Below are 22,199 nucleotides of genomic sequence, written 5' to 3' on the forward strand. Positions count from 1 at the left end.
CCTTAAGGAGCTTTTTTTTGTTTTAGCTAAATTTACTTGTTAGCTAAGTAATTAATCAGTTTGCTGATATCTTCTGGCTCAGTAATACCCGACTCACGACCTAGGTTTAATTTATACTTACCATTTACAATAAATGTAGGTACGCCACGTAGTGCGCCTTTTTCTTTAAAGTAGTCTTGATCACGTTTCATTTTAGAGCTTAGCGTACGTACCGAAAAGCTTTTAAACAGCTTATCAAACTTATCGCCATCAACGCCCTGCGCTACAAATATATCTTTTACATCTGCAAGCTCATTAAATTTAGCGCGTTTTGTATGGATATGATTAAAAATTGCAGAGACAATTTTATCTTTTTGCGGAAGTACTTCTGCAGTAGCGAGTGCTTGGCTCATCATCTGTTGGTTTTCTGGGTCGCGTACACCTACAAAATCAACATGGCTTTTTTTAAATTTAACGTTTTTATCAAGCTTAGGCTTAAACTCACCAATTAGTGCTTCCATGTTATTACATGCAGGGCAGTAAAATGAGAAAAACTCTTTGATTTCTGGCTTTTTAGTTGCACGCTCAGAAACAACGTCGTAATGCACGCCTTCTTCATACGTTGCTGCAAAGCTTGTTGCCGCCATAGGAAGTAGTACTGCAAGCAAACCTGCTTTAACTAATTTAATCATTATTATGCTCCGAAATTTATAGTGCTAATAAAAACGCTACTAACTCATCAAGTTCTTTTTGATTTTTGATGGTGTTGAGGTTTATTTTATATTTATCGTTAACAATAAAAGTAGGTACACCTGTAAGTGCGCCTAATTTTGAATATTTATTTTGTTTGTTTTGCATTGCTTGCTCAGCCGAAATAACTGGCATGCTTGCAATTTCTTGATCAAACGTTGCGCTATCAATACCGTTTACTTCAAGTAATTTTTTAACGTCTTTCATTTCAGTTAAAGGAGCACGCTGAACATGAATACTTTTAAAAATTTGATCGCTAATACTCTGCGCCTGACCATGCTGCTTAGCAATTAAGTAGGCAAAGCTTAAATTACTTTGTGCTTGTGGCGACACGCCACCTAAAAAGTTCACGTGGTTTTTAATAAACTCAGCGCCTTCTGGCAGGCCTTGTTCAATTGCTTTTGCTACTGGTTCAAACTTAAAACAATGTGGACAGTAAAATGAGAAAAATTCGGTTACTTGTGGTGATGTACTTTTGTCTACATCAATAACAGTGTATTGATTATCAACTTCAAACTGTGCAGCAAGTGCTGCAAATGGTAAACATAAAAGTAATAAACTCAGTTTTAATTTTTTAAGCATTTGTATCTCGTTGTACTTGTCTTTAAATAAAATATTACGGCAATAACTTTAACGGTGCTTCTTGCAGTGCTGCAAGTTGCTCCTTCAGTGCTAAAATTTGTTGCTCCCAGTATTTGTCATCAGCAAACCATGTAAAGTTCCGCACAAAGGCAGGATCGCTCCATCGTTTAGCTACCCATCCCATATAATGGATAATACGCATCGCTCGCAGCGGTTCAATTAATTTGAGTTGAGAGTGATCAAAATCACAAAACTCTTCATACGCATTCACAAGGGTGTCTAACTGTAACAGTTGCGTCGCTCTATCGCCACTGAGCATCATCCATAAATCTTGGATTGCAGGACCTTGGCGGCTGTCATCTAAATCAACAAACATGAGCGCATCACCTGCCCACAAAATATTACCAACGTGGCAGTCACCATGTAAGCGAATACTTTGCACATCTTTATACTGTTTTTGCGCCTGCTCTATCACTAAATCTAAAATAGTATAAAAGGCAGTATTTATTCCCATAGGCACTAAGTTACTTTTTTGAAGATGAACTTTGGCTGTATGTAAATACTCCTCGCAGGTAACTGTTGGCCTATAAGTAAAAGGCTTTGTTTTAGCTACTTGGTGCATACGGCCAATTAAACGCCCCATTACATCAAGTTGATCTAAGTTATCAACCTCAAATAAACGCCCGCCGACACTTGGAAACAACACAAACAAATAACCTTCGTGTTCAAACAAGCTTTTCCCATTATATAAAATAGGGGCAACAACAGGCACTTCCGCTTCTGCCAGTTCAAATGCAAAGTTATGCTCTTCTTGAATTTGCTCTTTACTCCAGCGCTCTGGGCGATAAAACTTCACTACGTAACGCAGGCCATCATCGGCTTTAAATTGGTACACTCTGTTTTCATAGCTATTGAGTGCCAACAAACCAGATTCGGCGTACACACCTACGCTTTCTATTGCATCGAGTATTAGGTCAGGTGTTAAGTCAATAAAACTAAATTTACTCATACTCTTCTTATATAAAATAAAAAGCGGGTTATATACCCGCTTTTGTTAATTGCTATATCAACTTACCTATTTAAGGTAGGTTGTGATTATCGCGCTTTAAAAAAGTTACTCGACTGCGATATTGTCTCATCCGGCTCATCTACCGGTGAAAGCACAAAGTTAAACTCTGTCATCGACACCTTCAAATCATAAGGGTCCATTACAAGCGACAATGGCACATTATGAGATTGCCCTGCCTGCACAGTAAATGACTGCTTACCAATATACTTAAAGTTATCTAACCCTTGTACTTTAATATTAAAAGTTTGCTCGTACTGCGCCTTGTTGATTACCTTTAATGTGTAGGTGTTCTCTACTAAACCATCAAAATCGACACGATATAATTGGTTTCGATCACGAATGATATCAAAGTCCATTGTTTTACGCAGCGCTATATTAGCTACAAGTGCTCCCGTAAGCACAACAAGTATGACCGTGTAACCAATGATTTTAGCTCGTAGTGGATTCGTTTTATTTTCTGGGGTTTCGAGGTTTCGCTCTGTCGTATATGAAATAAGTCCACGCGGGTATTCCATTTTATCCATTACGCCATCACACGCATCAATACATGCACCACAGTTAATACACTCAGCTTGTAACCCATTTCTAATATCAATACCTGTTGGGCACACTTGAACACACAAGTTACAGTCTATACAGTCGCCTAGCTCTAAATCTTCATGATCTACTTTACGTGAACGAGGACCACGGCTTTCACCACGGCTTTCGTCGTACGTTACAGTGTATGTATCTTTATCAAACATAGCTGATTGAAAACGTGAGTAAGGGCAAATGTGTAAACACATAATTTCACGCATCCAACCGGCATTACCATAGGTACACGCAGCAAAGAAAATAATACTGACTAGTGCATAACCACCCACGTTAAACGTTACAAAATCAGGAAGTAACTCTCTGATTGGCGTAAAGTAACCCACAAAAGAAATGGCGGTATATAACGAAAACAATACCCAACTAGTATGCTTTGCCGTTTTACGCCAAAACTTATCAAAATTCATGGGTCTTTGATCGAGTTTTTTACGCTGATTAGCCGTGCCCTCAAGCTTTTCTTCAAACCAAATAAAAATAAAGGTCCAAACAGTTTGCGGACATGTGTAGCCACACCACACCCGTCCATAGAAGGTGGTCACTAAAAACAGCGCAAATGCTGCCAGCATAAAAATAAACGCTAATATGGTAAAATCTTGAGGCCATAGCGTTAAACCAAAAATATTGTATTTTTGACCAATTAGATCAAACAGCACTGCTTGCTGGCCGTTAAAATTAATCCAAGGAAGTAACATAAACGCAAGTAGGCCTAAAAAGCCAATGCGCTGCCTAAGTAATTGATGTAGGCCTTTTACGGCACGCACATAAATACGATTTCGGGGATTGAACCTATCATCTTGACGGCTTAAATCCGGTTTTTGGATTTTCACCTCTACAGGGATATTCTTTACTTTAATTTGCTTGTCCATCGAAGTTCCTCAACGCCGCTTGGAAATAAAAATCCAGCAATACTCAAGTACTCTATACTTAAAGCTAGCAAGTTACTTGCTAGGCAGATTTACTTTAATAAATTGCCTTCTCGAATACTTTCAGATATTTCAGAAATATCTGACTGCTGTTAACCATTATAACAATGTTGGTTAAAATTACTGGCATAGATCGCTAATAATTTATTCATCCCAGTTACTTGCTTTTAAAATGCAGTTTATTACACTGCATGGTAATTCAACCCTACTTAGATCAAGGTTTACGTATCCATGAAAAAATTTATTATTTTGGTAGTTGTGATCCTTGCCTTTTTTACAATCGATCATCCGCTTATAAAAGAACCTCGCGAAAGGTTATTAGGCGAAGGCATTGGTTTTTTAAGTGATGCAAGTAAGGTTAACAGAAGCCCTGCTGCAAATATGGCTAAAAATAGAATCAGCACTCAACTTAAATTGTCCGAATCTGAGGGTGAGTACGTAGAAAAAACGTTTACAACAGATGACTCTGTTCAGTTATTTCACCTACGTTATTGTCGTGAACGTGACTTAAACCTTTATTTTTATGGCGATCGTTTAAATACGGTATGTAAAATAGTGACTGAAGCATTAGAGCAAAAGCGAGCAAAGTAGTGGATTTTTCAGGATTAAATAAAAAAGCAAGCGACTCATTTCATAAACAACGCAATATGCTCAAGCAATTAGCACAAGGCAAAACGTTAAAGTGTGAGAAGTGTAATGGGGTTTTAACACTTAATTTAGCCACCAGTGAACCTGGTAAAGGCGTAGTAAAGTGCAAACAAGGCTGTACGGATATTATATTAGAGCTAGGCACTTAGATTAAACTAAGCGCCTGGTATTAATAATTACTCTTCCCAACTCTCGTCGGTTATCAAACCGCTATTAATTGCGACCACTTCAATTAGTTCAGCAAACCCTAATGCAAAGTCACCCATTGATTCATATTGGTACTGACACAAGGCTTCTATAGTCATGTTATTTTGTTTGGCAATCTGAGCTATTGCTAGCTGGTCAAGTGCAAAAAAGCTTAATGTACTTAACGCACTTTCTAATGCTTGTTTAAAGTCAGTGTCTAATTGCGGTGCATTTAACAAAGGCTCTGCGTAAGCTTTGGTTGCAACTAAGAAACCTTTACTCCATGACTTACAAAACTCAGCATCAAATGTGTTAGGTAATTTGTATCCTGTTTCAAATACTTGCTCACTAATTTTATGATATAGCGCCATAAACAAGAAAAGTACTTCTTCATCTAAATCATTAGCTGTATTTGGTAATATCTGCTCAAGCCACTCATGCACATCTAATGGATTGGGCGAACAAATAACGCCAAATAAATAGCCTTGGCTTTGTTGAAGGGTCATTGCTTGAGATTGGGTATTTAAAAATGTGCTGAGCTGCTTTGCGTGCAGCTCAGTAAATTGGGGTATTTGCATTAAAACTCTTTATATTCAAACATTAAAAGTTGAGCGGGTAACGACCTTGGCTATCTGGTCGGCCTAAAAATTTAACCGCATCATGTACATCTTTAGGTAAGCTAGCATCTGGTTTTACATAACCTGCCACACTAAAGTCGAAATTAGCTTTAAGTGTAGCATCTGCCTCAAGGCCAAGCGTATTATCTGGGTCAATTAATATAGCAATATCGCCCGACTTACAGCTTAACTTACCAGCCAGAGGGCCAATATTAAACCACCCATTTAAGCCTTGCACGTCAATATTAGGGCTCGCTATTTCACCTTTTAGTGAATCACAATAAGGTGCACCTGAGCTGTATTCATCAAGTTCTAAAATTACACGTCCTTTAGCGGTAACAGGTAGGGGAAGCTGCACGCGCTGCATTGCACGCTCTACTGTTGAGCGCACTAGGCCGTCAGTCACTTTAACTTCTTGATTAAAAAGCCCATAACTTACATCAGCATAACCCGAGATATCACTACGCTCTCGTGCATTACCAAACTTCACATTCGCATTTAGCTTGCCTGTAAATAACTTCCAGCCAGCAATGTCCCAGCGCACATTATTTAACTGTTCACCATCAAAACGAACTTGCATCATTTGACCTTGCCAAACAGTGCCTACAGTTTGCCCTACTTCTAATTGCTTTGGAAAGTACGGTTTTGCTATATCTAGTGCAATATGTGCTGGTAATTTAATAATACAAAACACAATAAAACTAATTAAAAAGACAGCCGATAACGTTATTATTTTTTTCATTAATTAATTCTCTAATACTAAACGGCTTACACGCACATAGCCTGATTTATCATCGCGGCTCAAATCTAAGTTTTCAATTTTTAAACCATGCTGATTTACTAGCTCATCTAGCCATTCTATTAACTGATTAAATTCTACAGAGTCGAGCGTCAAACGTAGCGAATCACTACTTGGCTGCATTTTACTAATACTTATTTGATGGCGCCCACGTGTAGAATTAACAATTTGGCTTAAGTTTGAATTGCTAGCAACACTGGTGTTACCCGCAGCCTTTAGCTTAACAATACTGTCATCAACCCAAGCTAATAGCTCTTGTTGTTTAATTTGAGATTGCTGTGCCTTTTCTATCGCATTATTTAATGGTCTAAATATTCCCATTACTAAAACAAAAATAATAAACACGCCAGCAGCGACCATTACCAATTGTTGTTCTTGCTCTTTAAGCGAGCGCCATTGTTGCATTAACTGCTTTTTCATACTGCACCTCGCAGTTTAATTTCACCAACGACATAATCACCGTCATTATTTAAAGACCCTTGCTCAACAGTTAAACCTTGTTTTTCAAGTATGATTTTTACTTTGCCAAAAGTTTGGAAGTCTTTAGCGCGTGCACGAATGCGCAGCTCATTGCGACGTTTGTCATAACGAAGTGTTTCAGGTGTAAATTCGCTAACTTGCGAAAATACATCAACCAAATTAGTCGTTAAGTCTAAAAAGCCCGACTCACTTGAGCCTTGAACTTTATCTAACGCGCCTTTAATTTGGCTTTTAATTAGATTGGGGCGAACTTTAGTTCCTGGAAATGCTTTTTGGTATCTGTCGACTACTTGAGCTTTAGCTAATTCTACTTGTGTATTAAGTTGGTGTAACTCAATAGCTTTTATTGTAATCGTAGAAACCAATGCAACACTTGCTATAATTGCGGCGCCTTTCCAGTAACCCCACCATAAAGCGCTTTGCTTTTTAAGCTGATACATACCTTGGCGTAAGTTAAAATTAACGCTATCTAACTGCTTTGCAAATAATGCTAGAGGTAAGTCGTACTCACTTGTTTGCGCTTGTAAGTTAACGCTTTCTGGAAACTGACTAGCTGGGCTAAAATGCTTAATATCAGGATTACCCATGGCTGTTAAGTAGCCATTTAACCAACTAGATTCAACCGCACCTATGTGCCATTGCCCTTGCTTAAATAACCATTGGTTATTGAGCTCGATAGCGGTGACTGCGCCATCATCTGCAAGCGGTAACAACAAAGCATCGGGTAATATTCTGTATACTGATAGATTATGCTCTACAAATAATGCGAGCCATTGTTCAAACCATTCACGGTCTGTCATTGCTACACGAATTGCATGTTGCTCACCAAGCATTGTCGGCTGCGCTACTGCTATAAACAGTTCATCTACGTCACATGCTATGTCTTCTTCAAGCATGTATGGCAATGCTTGCTCAAGCTTGCGATTCCATTTTGTTGGCAAAGCGACCGTTTTTAATTGCACTTGATCACTGGGTAACAACACGACCACTTCTCGGGTAAGTGCTTTTTCGCTTAGCTCACTTAAATGCTCTGCATTTGGTAACTCGCCACTGGCTATTATTTCTTGTTCTTGTGGTGAGTAAATTAACCAATTAAGCAATTCTTGCTCGGTTTGACCCGTGCGGATCAACAGTATTTCTGTCACTGTACGCCTCCAAATTTTCGCGCCAGTATCGTTACGTCACCGTCTTTAGCGTGCAGTAATGTGGTCATCGAAAAACGCAGGTCGACAAAATTTGCCTGCGTTTGTAATTTAAAATATTCGCTTTTAATACTAAATAAACTTTTGACTGAGTCGGTATTAGTACCGCCTTGTTGCTTCACCTGTTCAAAAAATTCATCAATGGTGTCAAAGCCAGTTTGCGGTCTTGCACCTATCACAGCCTCTGCACCAGATAAGCTCAAGCTTTCTATTAAGGCACTGAGTATAAGTGCTTGCTCTGGGATTAATGTATTTACGTTAATAGATAAAAGCGTACTGCCTGGTATTACACATACATATGGCAATACTTTTTCCATCACTAATGGGTTAAAGCCCTTAACCAAGCGTAATTCCGATGTTGATGCAAATAAACTATTGGCTGTCATATACGGAAAATCTCGTGATAAATACTCGTCTTCTTCTGCGCCTGAGCGATATGTAATACTGTCCTCGTCAAGCCAATCAAATACGCTATCTGCCATTGTCTCTTCTGATTCATCAGCAGGTAAATCTTCAATGTTTTCAAGTAATGCAAAGAGTGCTTTATGTGCAGGATTTGTTTTACTTGCGCTATTTTCTTCTGGCGCTATGGCTAAAGCATTTAAATTTAAACATGCTTGTAAATCAGTAATTTTGCCACTTAACGTGCCGTTATCAACAGGGTATGAAGCATCACCTTGAGTTGCCCAAACTTGATCAAGTGTTGTTTTATCAGCATCATCTTTTTTACTTTGTATTAGCCCTTTAATAGCAAGCTCTTCTGCACCATAGGCATACCATTTAGCTTGCTGGTGACCTTGCAAATTAGTACTTTTTTGCACTTGAACCATTAAATTAGCACTCATTTCTACTGCTAAAATAGCCGCTAATGCCACAATAAACAAAACAATAACAAGTGCTGCGCCGCGCGATGATTGCTGCTTAACCATTATTCACATCCGTACTTTGTGTAACAACCACTTTGCCTTGCCCAGGAACTAAAAATACACGACGAATTGGCTCTGCTTCTATTTGTTGCAAAGTAACAGCAACCGCTTTAGGGAGAGCTTTAATTTCCCACTGTTCTTGCCATTCGTTTTTATCATCCAAAAACTCAAACTTAAGCTCTTCAACATTTTCTAGTACACGTTGAACTCGCGGTTCCATATTATCAAGCTGATCAACATAAACCCGATAAACACGCTCAAGGTTATCGTCTATCACTCTATAACCAACGGCTTGTAGTTCTGAACGTGGCAATAAATTAATTGGATTTATCCAGCCATCTCGTACAAACGCAATACCATCGTATTGGCTTTCTAAAACGTAACGACCAGCAAGTAAATATTGTTCTTGAACATCACCAGATTCGTTTCGTACTGCACGTTTAGTCATTTGGCTAAAATCTTGATCCATTAACCTAAATGTTGTTTGCAACCCATTTAACTCAGCAATTTTTTCATCGGAGGCATCTTTTGCTCTTGTTGTCGTCTCGAGTATTTGATGAGTAGCAATAATAACAAAAGCTAAAATACCCAGTGCTACCATAACTTCAAGTAATGTAAACCCGCGCTGCTTCACTTACTTTTTGCCTTTATTTAGATACGTTGATAACTCATATGCCGAATGCTCATATTTTTCATCCGTAAAAACATTTATGGTTAACTTAACAAAGCTTTTGTCAGCAGTGGCTGTTACTTCTTGCTGCCAAAACCATTCAACACCGCCCATTACTTCGCTGCCTTTAAGGTTATTTTTGCCTTGCCATTGTTCGCCTTTAGTACGCTGTTCAATAATAACGTTTTCAGCGACCCAAGATGCATAGGTTTGCTCTTCAATAGTCGTTAAGTGGTGTATGTGCTCGCTTGTTGCTTGCATTGCAGCTATACCCGCCATGGCACAAATACTTAATGCCACTAATACCTCTAATAAGGTAAACCCTTTAGTGCGCTTCATTATTCTGGCTCTCGGCGAAAGTTTACTGGTGCAGCAAATTCACCTTCAATGTAATACACAGGCTCGCTTTGCTCTTTTAACTCTAATATAAGTTGAAACGCGCTTACCTCACCTGATGACAAAATAAGTACTTGTGGGATTTTCAACTTTTTAAGCTCAAGTAAGCTGTCTTCATCGCCGCCACTCATAAGTTCGCGCCAGTTAGATTGCTCTAAGAGGTTATCTTGCGCCCACGCTAAATCTTCTAAGTTAAGAGTGAGCTTTAATCTTTCATCTAACTCTATTGGTTTAAAAAGGTCTTCACGGTCAAAGGTAATCCACTTTTCACCATCGAAAACTAAATACTCTAACGTATTTTCTTCTACTAATAAGCCCAATTCAACTTGGTTTAAAATGGCAAATTCCGATGCCATGTTAATGGTGGTAAGCAGCCTTAATGCTTGAGTATCTAACTCTTCCTCAGCACCGCCTTCTAAGCTATATACCACCATTTTTGTAGCAAAAGCGATGATCACTAATACCACTAAAATTTCTATTAAACTGAAGCCTCTGCTTTTTGCATGGCGCTGCTTAAGGCTTGCTTTCATAGCAAGCCTCTAGCATTAACATGTTCATACAAAGCAGTGTACTTAAACATTATTGTTTTTCTTCGTCCCAGTTACCGATATCGTCATCAGTACCTACTTCACCATCTGGGCCCATAGAAAAAATATCAAACTTGCCAATTTCACCTGGGCTAATTAGCTGATATAGATTACCCCATGGATCTTCTGGTAATTCATTAATAAAACCACCGTCAGGGAAACGTTTTGGAACCGGTTCAATGCTTGTTTGAGTAACTAGCGCTTCAAGACCTTGCTCTGTGCTTGGGTAGCTCTTATTTTTAAGCTTGTATAAGCTCATTGCATCTTCTAATTGTTGAATATCTAGATGCGCTTTATCGATAGCAGCCTCTTCTTGCTGACCCATAATGTTAGGTGCAACAATTGACATAATCATTCCGATGATAACCAGTACCACCATCACTTCTAGTAAAGAAAAACCTGATTGTTTATTCACGTAATTACCTCATTATTCTAAAAACATTAAGTAAAAATGGTTTAGGTAAAACCATTAATATATTTAAAAGTTTATTCTAACTTAAAGTCCAACAGCTTTATTCATCGCCATTATTGGCTGCAATATTGCCATTACTATAAATAATACAATAACCGCCATTGAGGCGATCATCGCAGGCTCTAGTAGTTTAAGCGATACATTAACCATGCTCTCAAATTCGCGATCTTGGTTATTTGCAGCACGCTCTAACATTTGCTCTAGCTCACCTGATTTTTCACCACTTGCTATCATATGCAGCATCATTGGTGGAAACAACTTAGTTTGCTGAAGTGCAGCTCTTAAGCTTGCACCCTCACTCACTCTATCGGATGCATCTGCAACCGCTTTTTTAATTTTTTCGTTGATTAATACGCCACCCGAGATACGCATCCCCTCGAGCAATGGTACCGAGCTTGACGATAAAATACTTAAAGTACGCGCAAAACGTGCGGTGTTAATACCACGAGCCACTTTACCTATACCTGGCATATGTAGCACTCGGTCATCCCACCAAAAACGTATTTTAGGCTGCTTAAGTGCATGCTTAATACCAATGGCTATAGCTGTAATCGCTATTAAACTAATAAACCAATAATTTTGCACAAAATGGCTGCCTGCCATAACCCATTCGGTTGTCCAAGGAAGTACTTGTTTCGTTTTTTCAAACGTTTTTAATATTTTTGGTACTACGGTGCCCAGTAATACCGACACAATACCAATTGCAAATACCACTAATATAATGGGGTAAACCATAGCCTGAGTTATTTGGCTACGCATATGTTGGCGCTGCTCGGTATAGTCGGCTAAACGATTAAGTACTTGGTCAAGGTGACCCGACTTTTCGCCTGCGGCTACCATTGCACGATATAAGTCGTCAAAAACATGAGGAAACTCACTAAGACCATCGGCAAGTGTGTAACCTTCAACCACTTTTGAGCGTACCGACATAAGCATACGCTTTAAACGCGGCTTTTCGCATTGCTCAGCAACCGCCATAACAGCGCCTTCAACAGGAAGTGCCGATTGAATAAGTGTTGCTAATTGCCTTGTAATTAATGCTAAGTCTGAGGTTGAAATTGTCGGCTTAAAAAAGCCACCGAGTAAAGGGGCTTTTTCGCCTTTGACTTGTTTATCACTTTGCGCCGCAGGGACAACTTCAAGCGGCGTAAGTTTTTGATCACGTAAAGTTTGGCGAATTTGTTTAGCTGTATCGGCTTCTAAAATGCCTTTTTTTTCTTTACCTCGGCCATCTAAGGCACGGTATTCAAACGCCGCCATAGTTAACCTTCCTCACGGGTAACACGCAATACTTCTTCAAGTGTTGTTTTACCTACAAGTACACGGCTACAACCATCTTGGCGAATACTTGGGCTGCGCTTACGAATGTATTTTTCTACGCTTTGCTCGCCTTTACCGTTGTGAATCATTTCGCGTATTGTTTCATCAACTACAAGTAACTCGTGAATACCCGTACGACCACGATAGCCATTAAAGTTACACTCCTCACACCCTACTGCTCGATAGATTGTCGGTTGGCTTTCAAAAGGAACCCCTAACAGCTGGCATTCATGCTCATCAGCCGTGTGACCTTCTTTGCAGGTATTACACAATGTACGTACTAGCCGTTGCGACAACACACCGAGTAACGACGATGAAAGTAAGAATGGTTCAACTCCCATATCTTCCATACGTGTAATTGCACCCGATGCGGTATTAGTATGCAGAGTAGACATAACAAGGTGGCCGGTAAGTGACGCTTGAACACCAATTTGCGCAGTTTCAAGGTCGCGTATTTCACCCACCATTACCACATCAGGATCTTGGCGTAATATTGCACGTAAACCACGTGCAAATGTCATATCAACTTTTGCATTAACTTGTGTTTGCCCAATACCTGGAATTTCGTACTCTATCGGATCTTCAACGGTAAGAATATTGCGATCGCGTGAGTTAATTTGGCTCATACCAGCGTATAGGGTGGTACTTTTACCAGAGCCCGTTGGCCCTGTTACTAAAATAATGCCGTGGGGTTTACTGATTAAATCTGAAAACAATGCACGATTATCTGCAGTCATACCTAAATCTTCAAGGTTTAAGCGCGCGTTGTTTTTATCAAGTAAACGCAGTACTACGCGCTCACCAAAGCTCGATGGCATTGTAGATACACGCACATCAACTGCACGCCCTGCAATACGTAAGCTAATACGACCATCTTGTGGAATACGTTTTTCAGCTATATCAAGCTTAGCCATTACTTTAATTCGAGATACAAGTAACGATGCAAGTTTACGATTAGGCTTAAGTACTTCTTTAAGCACGCCATCGACCCTAAAGCGAATAACAAGCTCTTGCTCGAAGGTTTCGATATGAATATCAGAAGCCCCTTCTTTAATCGCTTCACTTAGCATGGCATTAATAAGCTTGATGATTGGCGCATCATCGTCACCAGCAAGTAAATCTTCAGTTTGCGGGAGCTCATCAGCAAGTGAGAATAAATCAACCTCGTTGCCAATATCTTCCATCATTTGTTGCGTTTCAGAGCTATCACGTTGGTATGACGCTTCAAGCAATAGCTCAAATTTATCATCATCCAATTGCTCAAGTGTAAAACCATGGCCTGCGATACGGCGTACTTCTAATAGTACTTCCACATCTAGCTCACCACGGTAGTAAACTATACGATGATCTTTGTTTTTACCCAGTAACACACCTGCGCGTCTTGCATAGGAAAACGGCAAACGCTTTGCTGGTAACTCAACTAACACATCACTCGTTAATAGCTCATCCTGATTATGCGTTTGAGGATGAACCACATCTTGGTTTATCTCTTGAATAGCATTAGTCATCTTTACGCTCTTGTGCATTTTGTTTACGTAGAGATTCTTCATACGTAGGTGGAAGTACTAGTTCGTCATTCCACTCAGGTAAAATAGGCGTATCCGTCATTGGCATTAACTCAATACCATCTTCTTTTTGTTTAAACTGCTCACCACGAATAAAGTTATATTTATTAAAGCTTAACTTATTCATGCTTACACCATCACGAATAATGGTTGGGCGAATAAATACAATAAGATTACGCTTACGGCGCGTTGTATTTGTTGATCTAAACAGGTGACCTAAAATAGGGATATCGCCTAATAACGGTACCTTAGAAACACTTTCTTGTACGTCTTCGTCAATTAAACCACCAAGTACAACCATACCGCCATCATCGGCCATAACCGTTGTTTTAATTGCACGTTTATTAACTGAAATATCAACAGCAGTTGCACCACTTACGCTCGATACTTCTTGCTCAATAGTAAGTTGTACTGCAGAGCCATCGTTAATCTGTGGCGTAACTATCAGTTTAATACCGACTTCTTGACGCTCAACTGTTTGAAATGGGTTAGCATTATTACTGCCCGTTTGTGAGCCTGTAATAATAGGCACTTCTTGACCGACTAAAATAGAGGCTTCTTCGTTATCCATTGTAGTAATAGAAGGGGTAGCCAATATATTTGAATTTGTATCAGTGGCAACAGCCTGAATAATTGCGCCCCAATCATTTTTAACAACGCCCAGCGCTAAACCATTAATGCCACTTAGCAATGATGCAAGCGCATCATAGTCACCCTCAGTCGTTTCGTCATAACTAGTAACGGTTCCAGTTTCTGTACCAATGATAGTTTTAGTTACGGTTGTATCTTGTGCTTGCTCTGCAGCAACAGCTAATGAACCCACGGGAACCGTAGTGCCGTTGTTAAACTGCAACATACCGCCCTGCTCAGAAATCCACTGCAGGCCTAAGTTAACCCCGTCGCCTTCCATTACTTCAATAATAATGGCTTCAACTAATACTTGGGCACGGCGAATATCAAGGCGTTCAATTACAGATTCAAGTGATCGCATTGTGTCTGGCTGTGCGGTAATAATTAATGAGTTTGAGTCAGGGTGAGACTCTATACTGCTTTCATTATTGCTTCTGCTACGAGTTTTAGTAGTACCGCCTTGTGCATCTTCAACAAGTGACTTACTAACACCCTGCAATACTTTGACTAAATCTTCAGCTTTAGCATAATTTAAGTAAAACACCTTGGTGTTACCTTGGCTTTCTAGCTCACCATCTAAGCGCTTAATGAGCTCAATAGCACGTGTACGTGCTTGGCCTTCACCACTTACAATAACGCTATTAGTTCGGCCATCAGCCACAACTTTTGGAATTAAGAATTCAGGTACGCTGCCTTTACCGCTGTCTTTATAAATATTATCTACCACAGAGACAACATCATCTGCCGTCGCATATTTAAGCTTAACGATGTCTACACGCTTGTCACCCGCTTGATCAACAGAGCGAATAATCTCAACTAAGCGATTAACCGATGCAGCATGACCCGTTAGCATCATTACGTTAGCCGCATTAAAGTTAGCAACGTGGCCACCATCTTTTTGATCGCTAAATTGACGAACTAAAGGACCAAGCTCCTGCACACTTACATTTTTAACACGTACAACACGCGTAATCATCATGTCGCCGCTAGCTTCACTACCTTCGTCAATAAGTGGCACATTTGATTTTTTAGCGTCTGAACTTTTTTCGACCTTAATTATGCCATTGTCCATTTCAACAGCTGAGTAGCCATAAACTTCCAATACATTTAAGAAGAACTGATAATAAAGTGCTTCGTCCATTAACTCATAACTGCGAACATTTACTTTGCCGCGCACGTTAGGGTCAATAATGACTGTTTTATTAAGGTTTTTACCAACAATATTAATGAACTCGTTGATATCAGTTCCTTTAAAGTTAGCAGCATATTCAACAGCAGAAACAGACAAAGAAATACTTGCCGCCAAAAAAAGTGCTGCGTACTTAGCTAACCCTTTTTTAATTTTTTTGAGGTGTAGCACCTGAACCATCGTATTAAAACTCCAAAGCTAAATTATTGCAGACTAAATTGCACATCAATTTGTTCACCATCACGTTCTATAGTGATATTGGCATCTGTACTATTACGCAGCTCATTAATAGCTGACATAGCCTGTTTTAAATCTGTTAATTGATAGCCATTTATAGAAATGGCTAAATCGTTATTTTTTAAACCCATTTGCTTAAACAGCTCAGGCTCTTTACCTGGACTTAAGCGATATCCAATTAGCTCACCATCATTCATGGCTTGTGAAACACGTATATAGTCAAATAGCTTGCCCGGCTCTTCGAGTAACTCTTCACGTGTTTCTATAATTGCTTCTTTAACGTCCGGATCTACAGTGGCATCTATTTGTAGATCACTTGGTTCTAATTTTTGCGGACCCATTTCAGCATCATCACGCGCAGCGAGTACTGGCATAGATACTTTTTTACTAAAATCGAGTCCATCAAGCATTAATGTTTCAAAGCGTCCATTAACACTCAAAATAATACGATCCGGCAATATTTGTGCAACTTCAGCACGCGTACCCGATACTACTTCATCAACAAGATAGCTTACTTGCTTACCTTGTGATTCAATAATTGCGATACCTGCTTTGTCATTGTTATTAACCGCTACGATACCGGTTAAATTGATACTTAATCGCGTTTCTGGCGCATTATTTATTACCTGCGATTGCTTTGCAGTATTATTGTTGTTTGTTACAGTTTTTTTACCAAATAAAAATTGCTCAATAATATGCTGCGCTGAGTTGTTACTCGCACCAAATGACTGGTTAGCATAATGAGTAGGGGTAAGTAGAGTTACTGGTGGTTTTGGCCACAAAAGCCAAACAAGTTTTGATAATAAAAATGCAAGATAAACAACAACTAACAGTGTCACTAATGCACTTAACTTAGCATGCGGTAAACGAGTTAAAAATTGTTTTAGTTGTTGGATTTGCTGTTCCATAAATAGTGTTCTTATTTTAATTTACTGCGTTAGCGCGTACCCATAGTACCCTTTCATTTTTCTTTCAACAAGCACACTAATATTAAACTTTGTAAACAGATTAAATTAACTTTACATAACAGTACAAAAAGTAAACTGCCGTTGTAATACCTTCATCCTACGATGATTTCATGATAAATTTTAAGCTATAAAAACGTGGGGAAATGCCTTATGAGTAAAAAAAGTAATGCTAATACCAGCTCAGACCCTGTAGATGGGTTAAAAGTTCGATTAGATAAATGGTTATGGGCTGCGCGATTTTATAAAACTCGTGCAGTTGCACGCGAAATGGTGCAAGGCGGCAAAGTACATTATAATGGCCAACGTACAAAAGCGAGTAAAATAGTAGACGTTGGCGCAAAAGTAAAACTGGCTCAGGGCGTAGATGAAAAGCTGATAACTATACTCTCAGTGCTTGAAAAACGTCAAAGCGCCCCCATTGCACAGACCATGTATCAAGAATCTGATGCAAGTATTGCTAAACGCGAAGAAAACAGCATCGCACGCAAAAATAACAGCTTTTTTGCTCCTCATCCGGATAAAAAACCGGATAAAAAGCAAAGACGCGAACTTTTAAAAATGAAATCAAGTTAGGTATAGCCGCTCATGCAACAAGATTTACTTCACCGTTATTTATTCAACGAACTAGATGTTCGTGGCGAACTCGTACAAATCGAGAATGCTTATAATGAAATGATTGCCGACCATAATTACCCAGACCCTGTTAAAGCATTACTAGGTGAGTTACTTGTTGCAACCTGTTTATTAACCGCCACTTTAAAGTTTGAAGGTGAAATTGCAGTACAGCTTCAAGGTGATGGCCCAGTTAAATATGCAGTTATAAATGGTGATGATAAACAAAACATGCGTGGTATTGCACGCCTGCAAAGCGAAATTACGGGCACAACTGTAAAAGAGCTTATTGGTCAAGGCTATATGGTGATCACTATTACACCAAGTAAGGGTGAACGTTACCAAGGTATAGTTCCGCTAGAGCATGATACTCTGAGTGAATGTATCGAAAGTTACTTTGAGCAGTCAGAGCAATTAAAAACACGCCTTTGGTTTGCAACCGACACAACAGAAGGTAGCGCAAAAGCATGTGGTCTATTTTTACAAGTACTCCCAGTTGATAAACAAAAATCAATTGAAGACTTTGCACACCTAGAAGCATTAAGTAACACCATTAAAGATGAAGAACTATTACACCTTGATGCTAATACTGTCCTTACACGCCTTTATCACGAAGATAATCCTCGCGTATTTGAACCTCAAGCGATTAAATTCAAATGTGGTTGTAGTCGTGATAAAACAATTACTGCACTTGTTAATATTGGACAAGAAGAACTACTCAAAGACGTAGCTGAGAAAGGGTCTGTTAATATTAACTGTCATTACTGTTTAAAAGAGTATGTTTTTAACGAACAAGATATAAAAAGCATTTTCAACTAAATGTTCAGCTTCATCTATATATAGTAATTAAAGCCGCAAAATATGCGGTTTTATATTATAAAAAGATGATACCGGTGTCATCTTTTCTGCTAATTTCATGACACCGGTATCATTGAAATTATTCATGTTTTTTCTTAAATATATGTGTTTTTAGAGGCTTTACGGGCTCGAATATCTTAAAACCTTCTGTTACTATAATTTCAGTTTAAGGGCACTGATAACCCCAGAGCTATCCGTTCAAACTCTCACACATAGTTAGGTATAAACATGACTACAGGCGCTACACGTTTTGTCGATTTAACCGCAGCTGAACTTGTCGAGCATGCGATCCGCCGTGGCGAAGGTACTTTAGCCGCAAATGGTGCTTTTGTTGCAATTACAGGAAAACGAACTGGTCGTTCACCAAAAGATCGTTTTATTGTTCAAGAAGCGACAACTCAAAATGATATTCAATGGGGCAACGTTAATCGTCCATTTGATGCAGACAAATTTGACGCATTATGGGCTCGCGTAGAATCACATGTTCAAAGTAATGACCACTTCACCTCTCACCTAGAAGTTGGCGCAGACCCTGAGCATTATCTACCTGTAGTTGTAACTACAGAAACAGCGTGGCACCATATTTTTGCCAAAAACATGTTTATCGAACCGCAAAACTATAACGCTTCAAACTTACCACAATGGCAAGTAATGAACGTTCCTTCGTTTGTATGTGAGCCAGAACGTGATGGCACAAATAGCGATGGCACCGTCATTATTAACTTTGCACAGCGTAAAGTATTACTAGCAGGTATGCGTTACGCCGGTGAAATGAAAAAATCGATGTTTTCTGTACAAAACTTCCTACTACCAGCAAAAGGTGTATTACCAATGCACTGTTCTGCTAATGTTGGTGAAGCAGGCGATACAGCATTATTCTTCGGTTTATCTGGTACGGGTAAAACAACACTTTCAGCAGACCCTACTCGCTTTCTAATTGGTGATGACGAGCACGGCTGGGCACCTGGAAGCGTGTTTAATATTGAAGGCGGTTGTTATGCTAAATGTATCGACCTGTCACAAAAGAATGAACCTGTAATTTGGAATGCTATTCGCTTTGGCACTATTTTAGAAAATGTAGTGTTAGATGAAAAAGGCGTTCCAGATTTTAACGATACTAGCCTTACTCAAAATAGCCGTGCAGCATATCCACTTGAACACGTTGAAAAACGTAAAGTAGAAAACCGCGCAGGCGAACCTAAGGCTGTTGTATTTTTAACTTGTGATGTAAGCGGTGTATTACCACCCGTCTCTATACTTAGCGAAGAAGCTGCTGCTTTTCACTTTTTAAGTGGATACACAGCAAAAGTTGGTTCTACTGAGATTGGTTCAACTAGCGATATTGAATCAACATTTTCGACATGTTTTGGCGCACCATTCTTCCCACGCCCTGCTGGTGTTTACGCTGAGCTTCTTATGAAGCGTGTACGCGAGTTTGGCGCTAAGGTGTACCTTGTGAATACAGGTTGGACTGGCGGCCCTTACGGCACAGGTAAACGTTTTGATATCCCGACTACTCGCGCAGTAATTGATGCAATCGTATCTGGTAAATTAGCGGGTGTTGAAACTCAGCACATTGATGTTTTAAACCTAGATGTACCGGTAGCAGTTCCAGGTGTAGATACTAACTTACTTAATCCTATTAATACGTGGGAAGATAAAGCTAAGTACAATGAATATGCAGCAAAACTTGCCGCAGACTTCACTGAAAACTTTGCTAAGTATGACGTATCAGACGATATAAAAAATGCAGGACCTAAAGCTTAAATAAGCTTCAAGCTTGTATTTTAACGCCAGCCAAGAGCTGGCGTTTTACTTTCTAAATACCTAATTTAATAAGTGCGACAAAATGCCGCACAACTCATATCAAAAACCATATAATATACCGCGTAATTAATCATTCCTTAATGCCCAATAAACCAGCACTACTCATTACGGCTATTTAATTAATGACACTAAAGCTTTCATGGCGAAAAACATTCAGGCGGTTACATTTATACTTAGGTCTATCGGTAGGTGTTTTACTTACTATTATTAGCCTTTCTGGCTCCGTATTAGTTTATTACCCACAAATAGACTCACTATTAAATCCAATTAATGACACTACCACTAATACAAAACCACCTAATTGGGATCAAGCATACAATACGCTAAGAGCAAATTTCCCCACAAAGCTCGGGCCGTGGCGACTAGAAAATACTGGTGTGAACTCAATTGTACCCGCACGCTACTACAATCCCATAGAAACAAAAGAGCAAGGCTTTGCTCCCTTAATGGTATGGCTATCTAGCAGTAGTGATAAAGTAATACGTAAAAACTATTGGGGGAAATACTTAGTAACTTGGGTGTACAACTTACATTTTTCATTACTAACAGGAGGAACGGGCACTCTCGTTGTTGGCTATATAGGCATAGCCTCAATAGTTCTTCTTATCTCTGGATTCTTTGCTTGGTTTCCAAAGCCTGGGCAGTGGGTAAAGGCACTAAAATTTAAATCTCGTAGCTCTAAAATAGGTTTGCTATACGACTGGCATAAACTAATTGGTTTAACCTTCTGCATACCGCTACTAGCTTTAACTGTTACAGGTGTTATGCTCGCTACTCCAAAACAAACAGATCCTATATTAACCGCTCTAGTTAGCGATATAAACTCCCCACCAAAAACACAAATTCAACCGAGCAAACAAACCAATATTCCTTTACCACAAGCGGTATTAATAGCTGAAAAAGCATTACCGAATACGCGTTTAGCTTGGATTGAAACACCATCAAACTTAAATGCTATTTACAGATTAAGATTTCAAACTGTAAACGATCCTTCGTATCGCTTTCCACATAGCTATATAGAGGTTAATGCACTTACAGGAAAGTTAGAGAGCGTGTTTAATATAGATAAGCAAAGTACGGCTAGTAAAATAAAAAACTGGATACACCCTCTACATGACGGCAGCATTGGCGGTAACATTTTAAAAGTCATTTGGGTGCTGAGTGGCTTTGGACCTGCTGCATTGTTCTTTATTGGCGTATATAGGTGGTTAGTTAGAACCAAGAGAATATAAAAATAAAATAAAATAAACTTTACGCCAATCTCCCTAGTTAAATGATCTATTTGAGGACAAAAATTTCTTTATTTCGTTGTTCTCGCCAATTACTCCTAAGTTGCTCAACCTTCTGTATCCATGCAATCGTATATCAGAAATTTCTAACGCAATTAACGTCAAGTTCAATCCACCAAATTGATTAGGTATTATTGCCGATTAGTATAATTATCAGGTATGTGTATTTATTCTGCACGCGCTAAAACTACAGTTAGTTACAGATGTAATGCGGTAAATCACTTAGGTAAACTTAGCGCACAATAGTGCCACCCAATTAATTGCTTACTAGTGTCTGTAAATAAGGCTATATACCTAATGGGAATGTCTAATAGGCTACTGAATAGTTAAAGTAAGGCTCTTTACAATGTGAAGCCTGCGTAATGTCACGATACCCACAGCGGTGGAGAGTCACGTAGTAAATGCAACTTTATTGGCCGACTGAGATATTGAGGGTTGTGTTGTGATTTTAACGTCAGGAGTCGCGACGCTTGCCCGCCCTACGTGATGCGTGTTGATGTGAGTGTGTGTTAATTGCGCGCATTTACTTTTTTGCAGACGTAAAAAAGCCCGAATCGTTAGATTCGGGCTTTCTACAATTTGAAGCCTGGTAATGTCCTACTTTCACATAGCAAATGCTACACTATCATCGGCGCTGTTTCGTTTCACTACTGAGTTCGGCATGGGATCAGGTGGGTCCAAAACGCTATTGTCACCAAGCAAATTTGGGCGTTAATCCGTATCGCTACGTACTAACTGAATTTGGAAAATATCTGATAATATTTTTTAAGTCGTTCTAAGTAATTTCTACTTTAGTTATATTAACTTCTTCGCTTGTTTCACTATCA

Annotated in this window: 23 protein-coding genes and 1 rRNA gene; 6 read left to right on the top strand and 18 right to left on the bottom strand. The window is 39.2% G+C overall.

The annotated features are described in order from the left end of the window. Positions 1-32 precede the first annotated feature (32 nt). From P20429_RS02040 to ccoG, 4 genes are all read right to left on the bottom strand, one after another. On the bottom strand, positions 33-671 hold the full coding sequence (locus P20429_RS02040) for a thiol:disulfide interchange protein DsbA/DsbL (RefSeq protein WP_007586562.1): 639 nt from the start codon (positions 669-671) through the stop codon (positions 33-35). Positions 672-687: 16 nt separating this feature from the next. Continuing rightward, positions 688-1,311 (bottom strand): thiol:disulfide interchange protein DsbA/DsbL, encoded by a 624-nt coding sequence (locus P20429_RS02035; RefSeq protein ID WP_007586563.1) that lies wholly within the window; start codon positions 1,309-1,311, stop codon positions 688-690. Positions 1,312-1,345: 34 nt separating this feature from the next. Beyond that, positions 1,346-2,320: a serine/threonine protein kinase gene (locus P20429_RS02030; protein WP_007586565.1), complete on the bottom strand. Its 975-nt coding sequence runs from the start codon at positions 2,318-2,320 to the stop codon at positions 1,346-1,348. A gap of 86 nt (positions 2,321-2,406) precedes the next feature. Continuing rightward, the gene (gene ccoG / locus P20429_RS02025; RefSeq protein ID WP_007586568.1) at positions 2,407-3,837 is read right to left on the bottom strand and encodes a cytochrome c oxidase accessory protein CcoG; all 1,431 of its coding nucleotides are present in this window, start codon (positions 3,835-3,837) and stop codon (positions 2,407-2,409) included. A gap of 288 nt (positions 3,838-4,125) precedes the next feature. Here ccoG and P20429_RS02020 point away from each other — a divergent pair, with 288 nt between their 5' ends. Then, positions 4,126-4,485: a hypothetical protein gene (locus P20429_RS02020; protein WP_007586569.1), complete on the top strand. Its 360-nt coding sequence runs from the start codon at positions 4,126-4,128 to the stop codon at positions 4,483-4,485. Beyond that, positions 4,485-4,691: a hypothetical protein gene (locus tag P20429_RS02015; RefSeq protein WP_007586570.1), complete on the top strand. Its 207-nt coding sequence runs from the start codon at positions 4,485-4,487 to the stop codon at positions 4,689-4,691. The genes P20429_RS02020 and P20429_RS02015 overlap by 1 nt, the downstream gene beginning before the upstream one ends. A 27-nt stretch (positions 4,692-4,718) precedes the next feature. On the opposite strand, the gene P20429_RS02010 is transcribed toward P20429_RS02015, so the two are convergent. From P20429_RS02010 to gspC, 13 genes are all read right to left on the bottom strand, one after another. Continuing rightward, positions 4,719-5,306: a UPF0149 family protein gene (locus P20429_RS02010; protein ID WP_007586574.1), complete on the bottom strand. Its 588-nt coding sequence runs from the start codon at positions 5,304-5,306 to the stop codon at positions 4,719-4,721. Between the two features lie 22 nt (positions 5,307-5,328). After that, positions 5,329-6,087: a type II secretion system protein N gene (locus tag P20429_RS02005; protein WP_007586576.1), complete on the bottom strand. Its 759-nt coding sequence runs from the start codon at positions 6,085-6,087 to the stop codon at positions 5,329-5,331. Between the two features lie 3 nt (positions 6,088-6,090). Next, on the bottom strand, positions 6,091-6,564 hold the full coding sequence (gene gspM, locus P20429_RS02000; RefSeq protein WP_007586578.1) for a type II secretion system protein GspM: 474 nt from the start codon (positions 6,562-6,564) through the stop codon (positions 6,091-6,093). Then, entirely contained in the window at positions 6,561-7,769 is a 1,209-nt protein-coding gene (gene gspL / locus P20429_RS01995; RefSeq protein WP_007586580.1) for a type II secretion system protein GspL, read from the bottom strand. Before gspL ends, gspM begins: the two co-directional genes overlap by 4 nt. Continuing rightward, positions 7,766-8,755: a type II secretion system minor pseudopilin GspK gene (gene gspK / locus P20429_RS01990; RefSeq protein ID WP_007586581.1), complete on the bottom strand. Its 990-nt coding sequence runs from the start codon at positions 8,753-8,755 to the stop codon at positions 7,766-7,768. Before gspK ends, gspL begins: the two co-directional genes overlap by 4 nt. Continuing rightward, positions 8,748-9,386 carry a type II secretion system minor pseudopilin GspJ gene (gspJ, locus tag P20429_RS01985; RefSeq protein WP_007586583.1) on the bottom strand — a complete coding sequence of 213 codons (639 nt, stop codon included), beginning with the start codon at positions 9,384-9,386 and terminating at the stop codon, positions 8,748-8,750. The genes gspK and gspJ overlap by 8 nt, the downstream gene beginning before the upstream one ends. Further along, positions 9,387-9,761 (bottom strand): type II secretion system minor pseudopilin GspI, encoded by a 375-nt coding sequence (gspI, locus tag P20429_RS01980; protein ID WP_002962039.1) that lies wholly within the window; start codon positions 9,759-9,761, stop codon positions 9,387-9,389. It lies immediately after the preceding gene. Continuing rightward, entirely contained in the window at positions 9,761-10,348 is a 588-nt protein-coding gene (locus P20429_RS01975; protein ID WP_007586584.1) for a type II secretion system protein, read from the bottom strand. Before P20429_RS01975 ends, gspI begins: the two co-directional genes overlap by 1 nt. 49 nt (positions 10,349-10,397) lie before the next feature. Next, positions 10,398-10,820, bottom strand: coding sequence for a type II secretion system major pseudopilin GspG (gene gspG, locus P20429_RS01970; protein ID WP_007586585.1), 423 nt, complete (start codon positions 10,818-10,820; stop codon positions 10,398-10,400). An 81-nt stretch (positions 10,821-10,901) separates the two neighbouring features. Further along, on the bottom strand, positions 10,902-12,137 hold the full coding sequence (gene gspF / locus P20429_RS01965; protein ID WP_002962033.1) for a type II secretion system inner membrane protein GspF: 1,236 nt from the start codon (positions 12,135-12,137) through the stop codon (positions 10,902-10,904). 2 nt (positions 12,138-12,139) lie between these two features. Next, positions 12,140-13,705 carry a type II secretion system ATPase GspE gene (gspE, locus tag P20429_RS01960; RefSeq protein ID WP_007586586.1) on the bottom strand — a complete coding sequence of 522 codons (1,566 nt, stop codon included), beginning with the start codon at positions 13,703-13,705 and terminating at the stop codon, positions 12,140-12,142. Further along, positions 13,698-15,761: a type II secretion system secretin GspD gene (gene gspD, locus P20429_RS01955; protein WP_007586587.1), complete on the bottom strand. Its 2,064-nt coding sequence runs from the start codon at positions 15,759-15,761 to the stop codon at positions 13,698-13,700. Before gspD ends, gspE begins: the two co-directional genes overlap by 8 nt. Positions 15,762-15,784: 23 nt before the next feature. Further along, positions 15,785-16,726 (bottom strand): type II secretion system protein GspC, encoded by a 942-nt coding sequence (gspC, locus tag P20429_RS01950; protein ID WP_007586588.1) that lies wholly within the window; start codon positions 16,724-16,726, stop codon positions 15,785-15,787. 210 nt (positions 16,727-16,936) lie between these two features. Between gspC and hslR the strand changes: the two genes are divergently transcribed. From hslR to P20429_RS01930, 4 genes are all read left to right on the top strand, one after another. Next, entirely contained in the window at positions 16,937-17,359 is a 423-nt protein-coding gene (gene hslR / locus P20429_RS01945) for a ribosome-associated heat shock protein Hsp15 (RefSeq protein ID WP_007586590.1), read from the top strand. A gap of 12 nt (positions 17,360-17,371) precedes the next feature. Continuing rightward, a complete protein-coding gene (hslO, locus tag P20429_RS01940; RefSeq protein WP_007586592.1) occupies positions 17,372-18,217 on the top strand; it encodes an Hsp33 family molecular chaperone HslO in 846 nt (281 codons plus the stop codon). Positions 18,218-18,484: 267 nt separating this feature from the next. Continuing rightward, positions 18,485-20,023, top strand: a complete 1,539-nt coding sequence (locus P20429_RS01935; protein ID WP_007586595.1) for a phosphoenolpyruvate carboxykinase — start codon at positions 18,485-18,487, stop codon at positions 20,021-20,023. Between the two features lie 182 nt (positions 20,024-20,205). Next, the gene (locus tag P20429_RS01930; protein WP_007586597.1) at positions 20,206-21,315 is read left to right on the top strand and encodes a PepSY domain-containing protein; all 1,110 of its coding nucleotides are present in this window, start codon (positions 20,206-20,208) and stop codon (positions 21,313-21,315) included. Positions 21,316-21,956: 641 nt separating this feature from the next. Here P20429_RS01930 and rrf read toward each other — a convergent pair. After that, positions 21,957-22,071 (bottom strand): 5S ribosomal RNA (gene rrf / locus P20429_RS19935). Between the last annotated feature and the right edge of the window lie 128 nt (positions 22,072-22,199).

The sequence above is a fragment of the Pseudoalteromonas sp. BSi20429 genome (assembly GCF_000238895.1).
GTDB classification, from domain to species: domain Bacteria; phylum Pseudomonadota; class Gammaproteobacteria; order Enterobacterales; family Alteromonadaceae; genus Pseudoalteromonas; species Pseudoalteromonas arctica.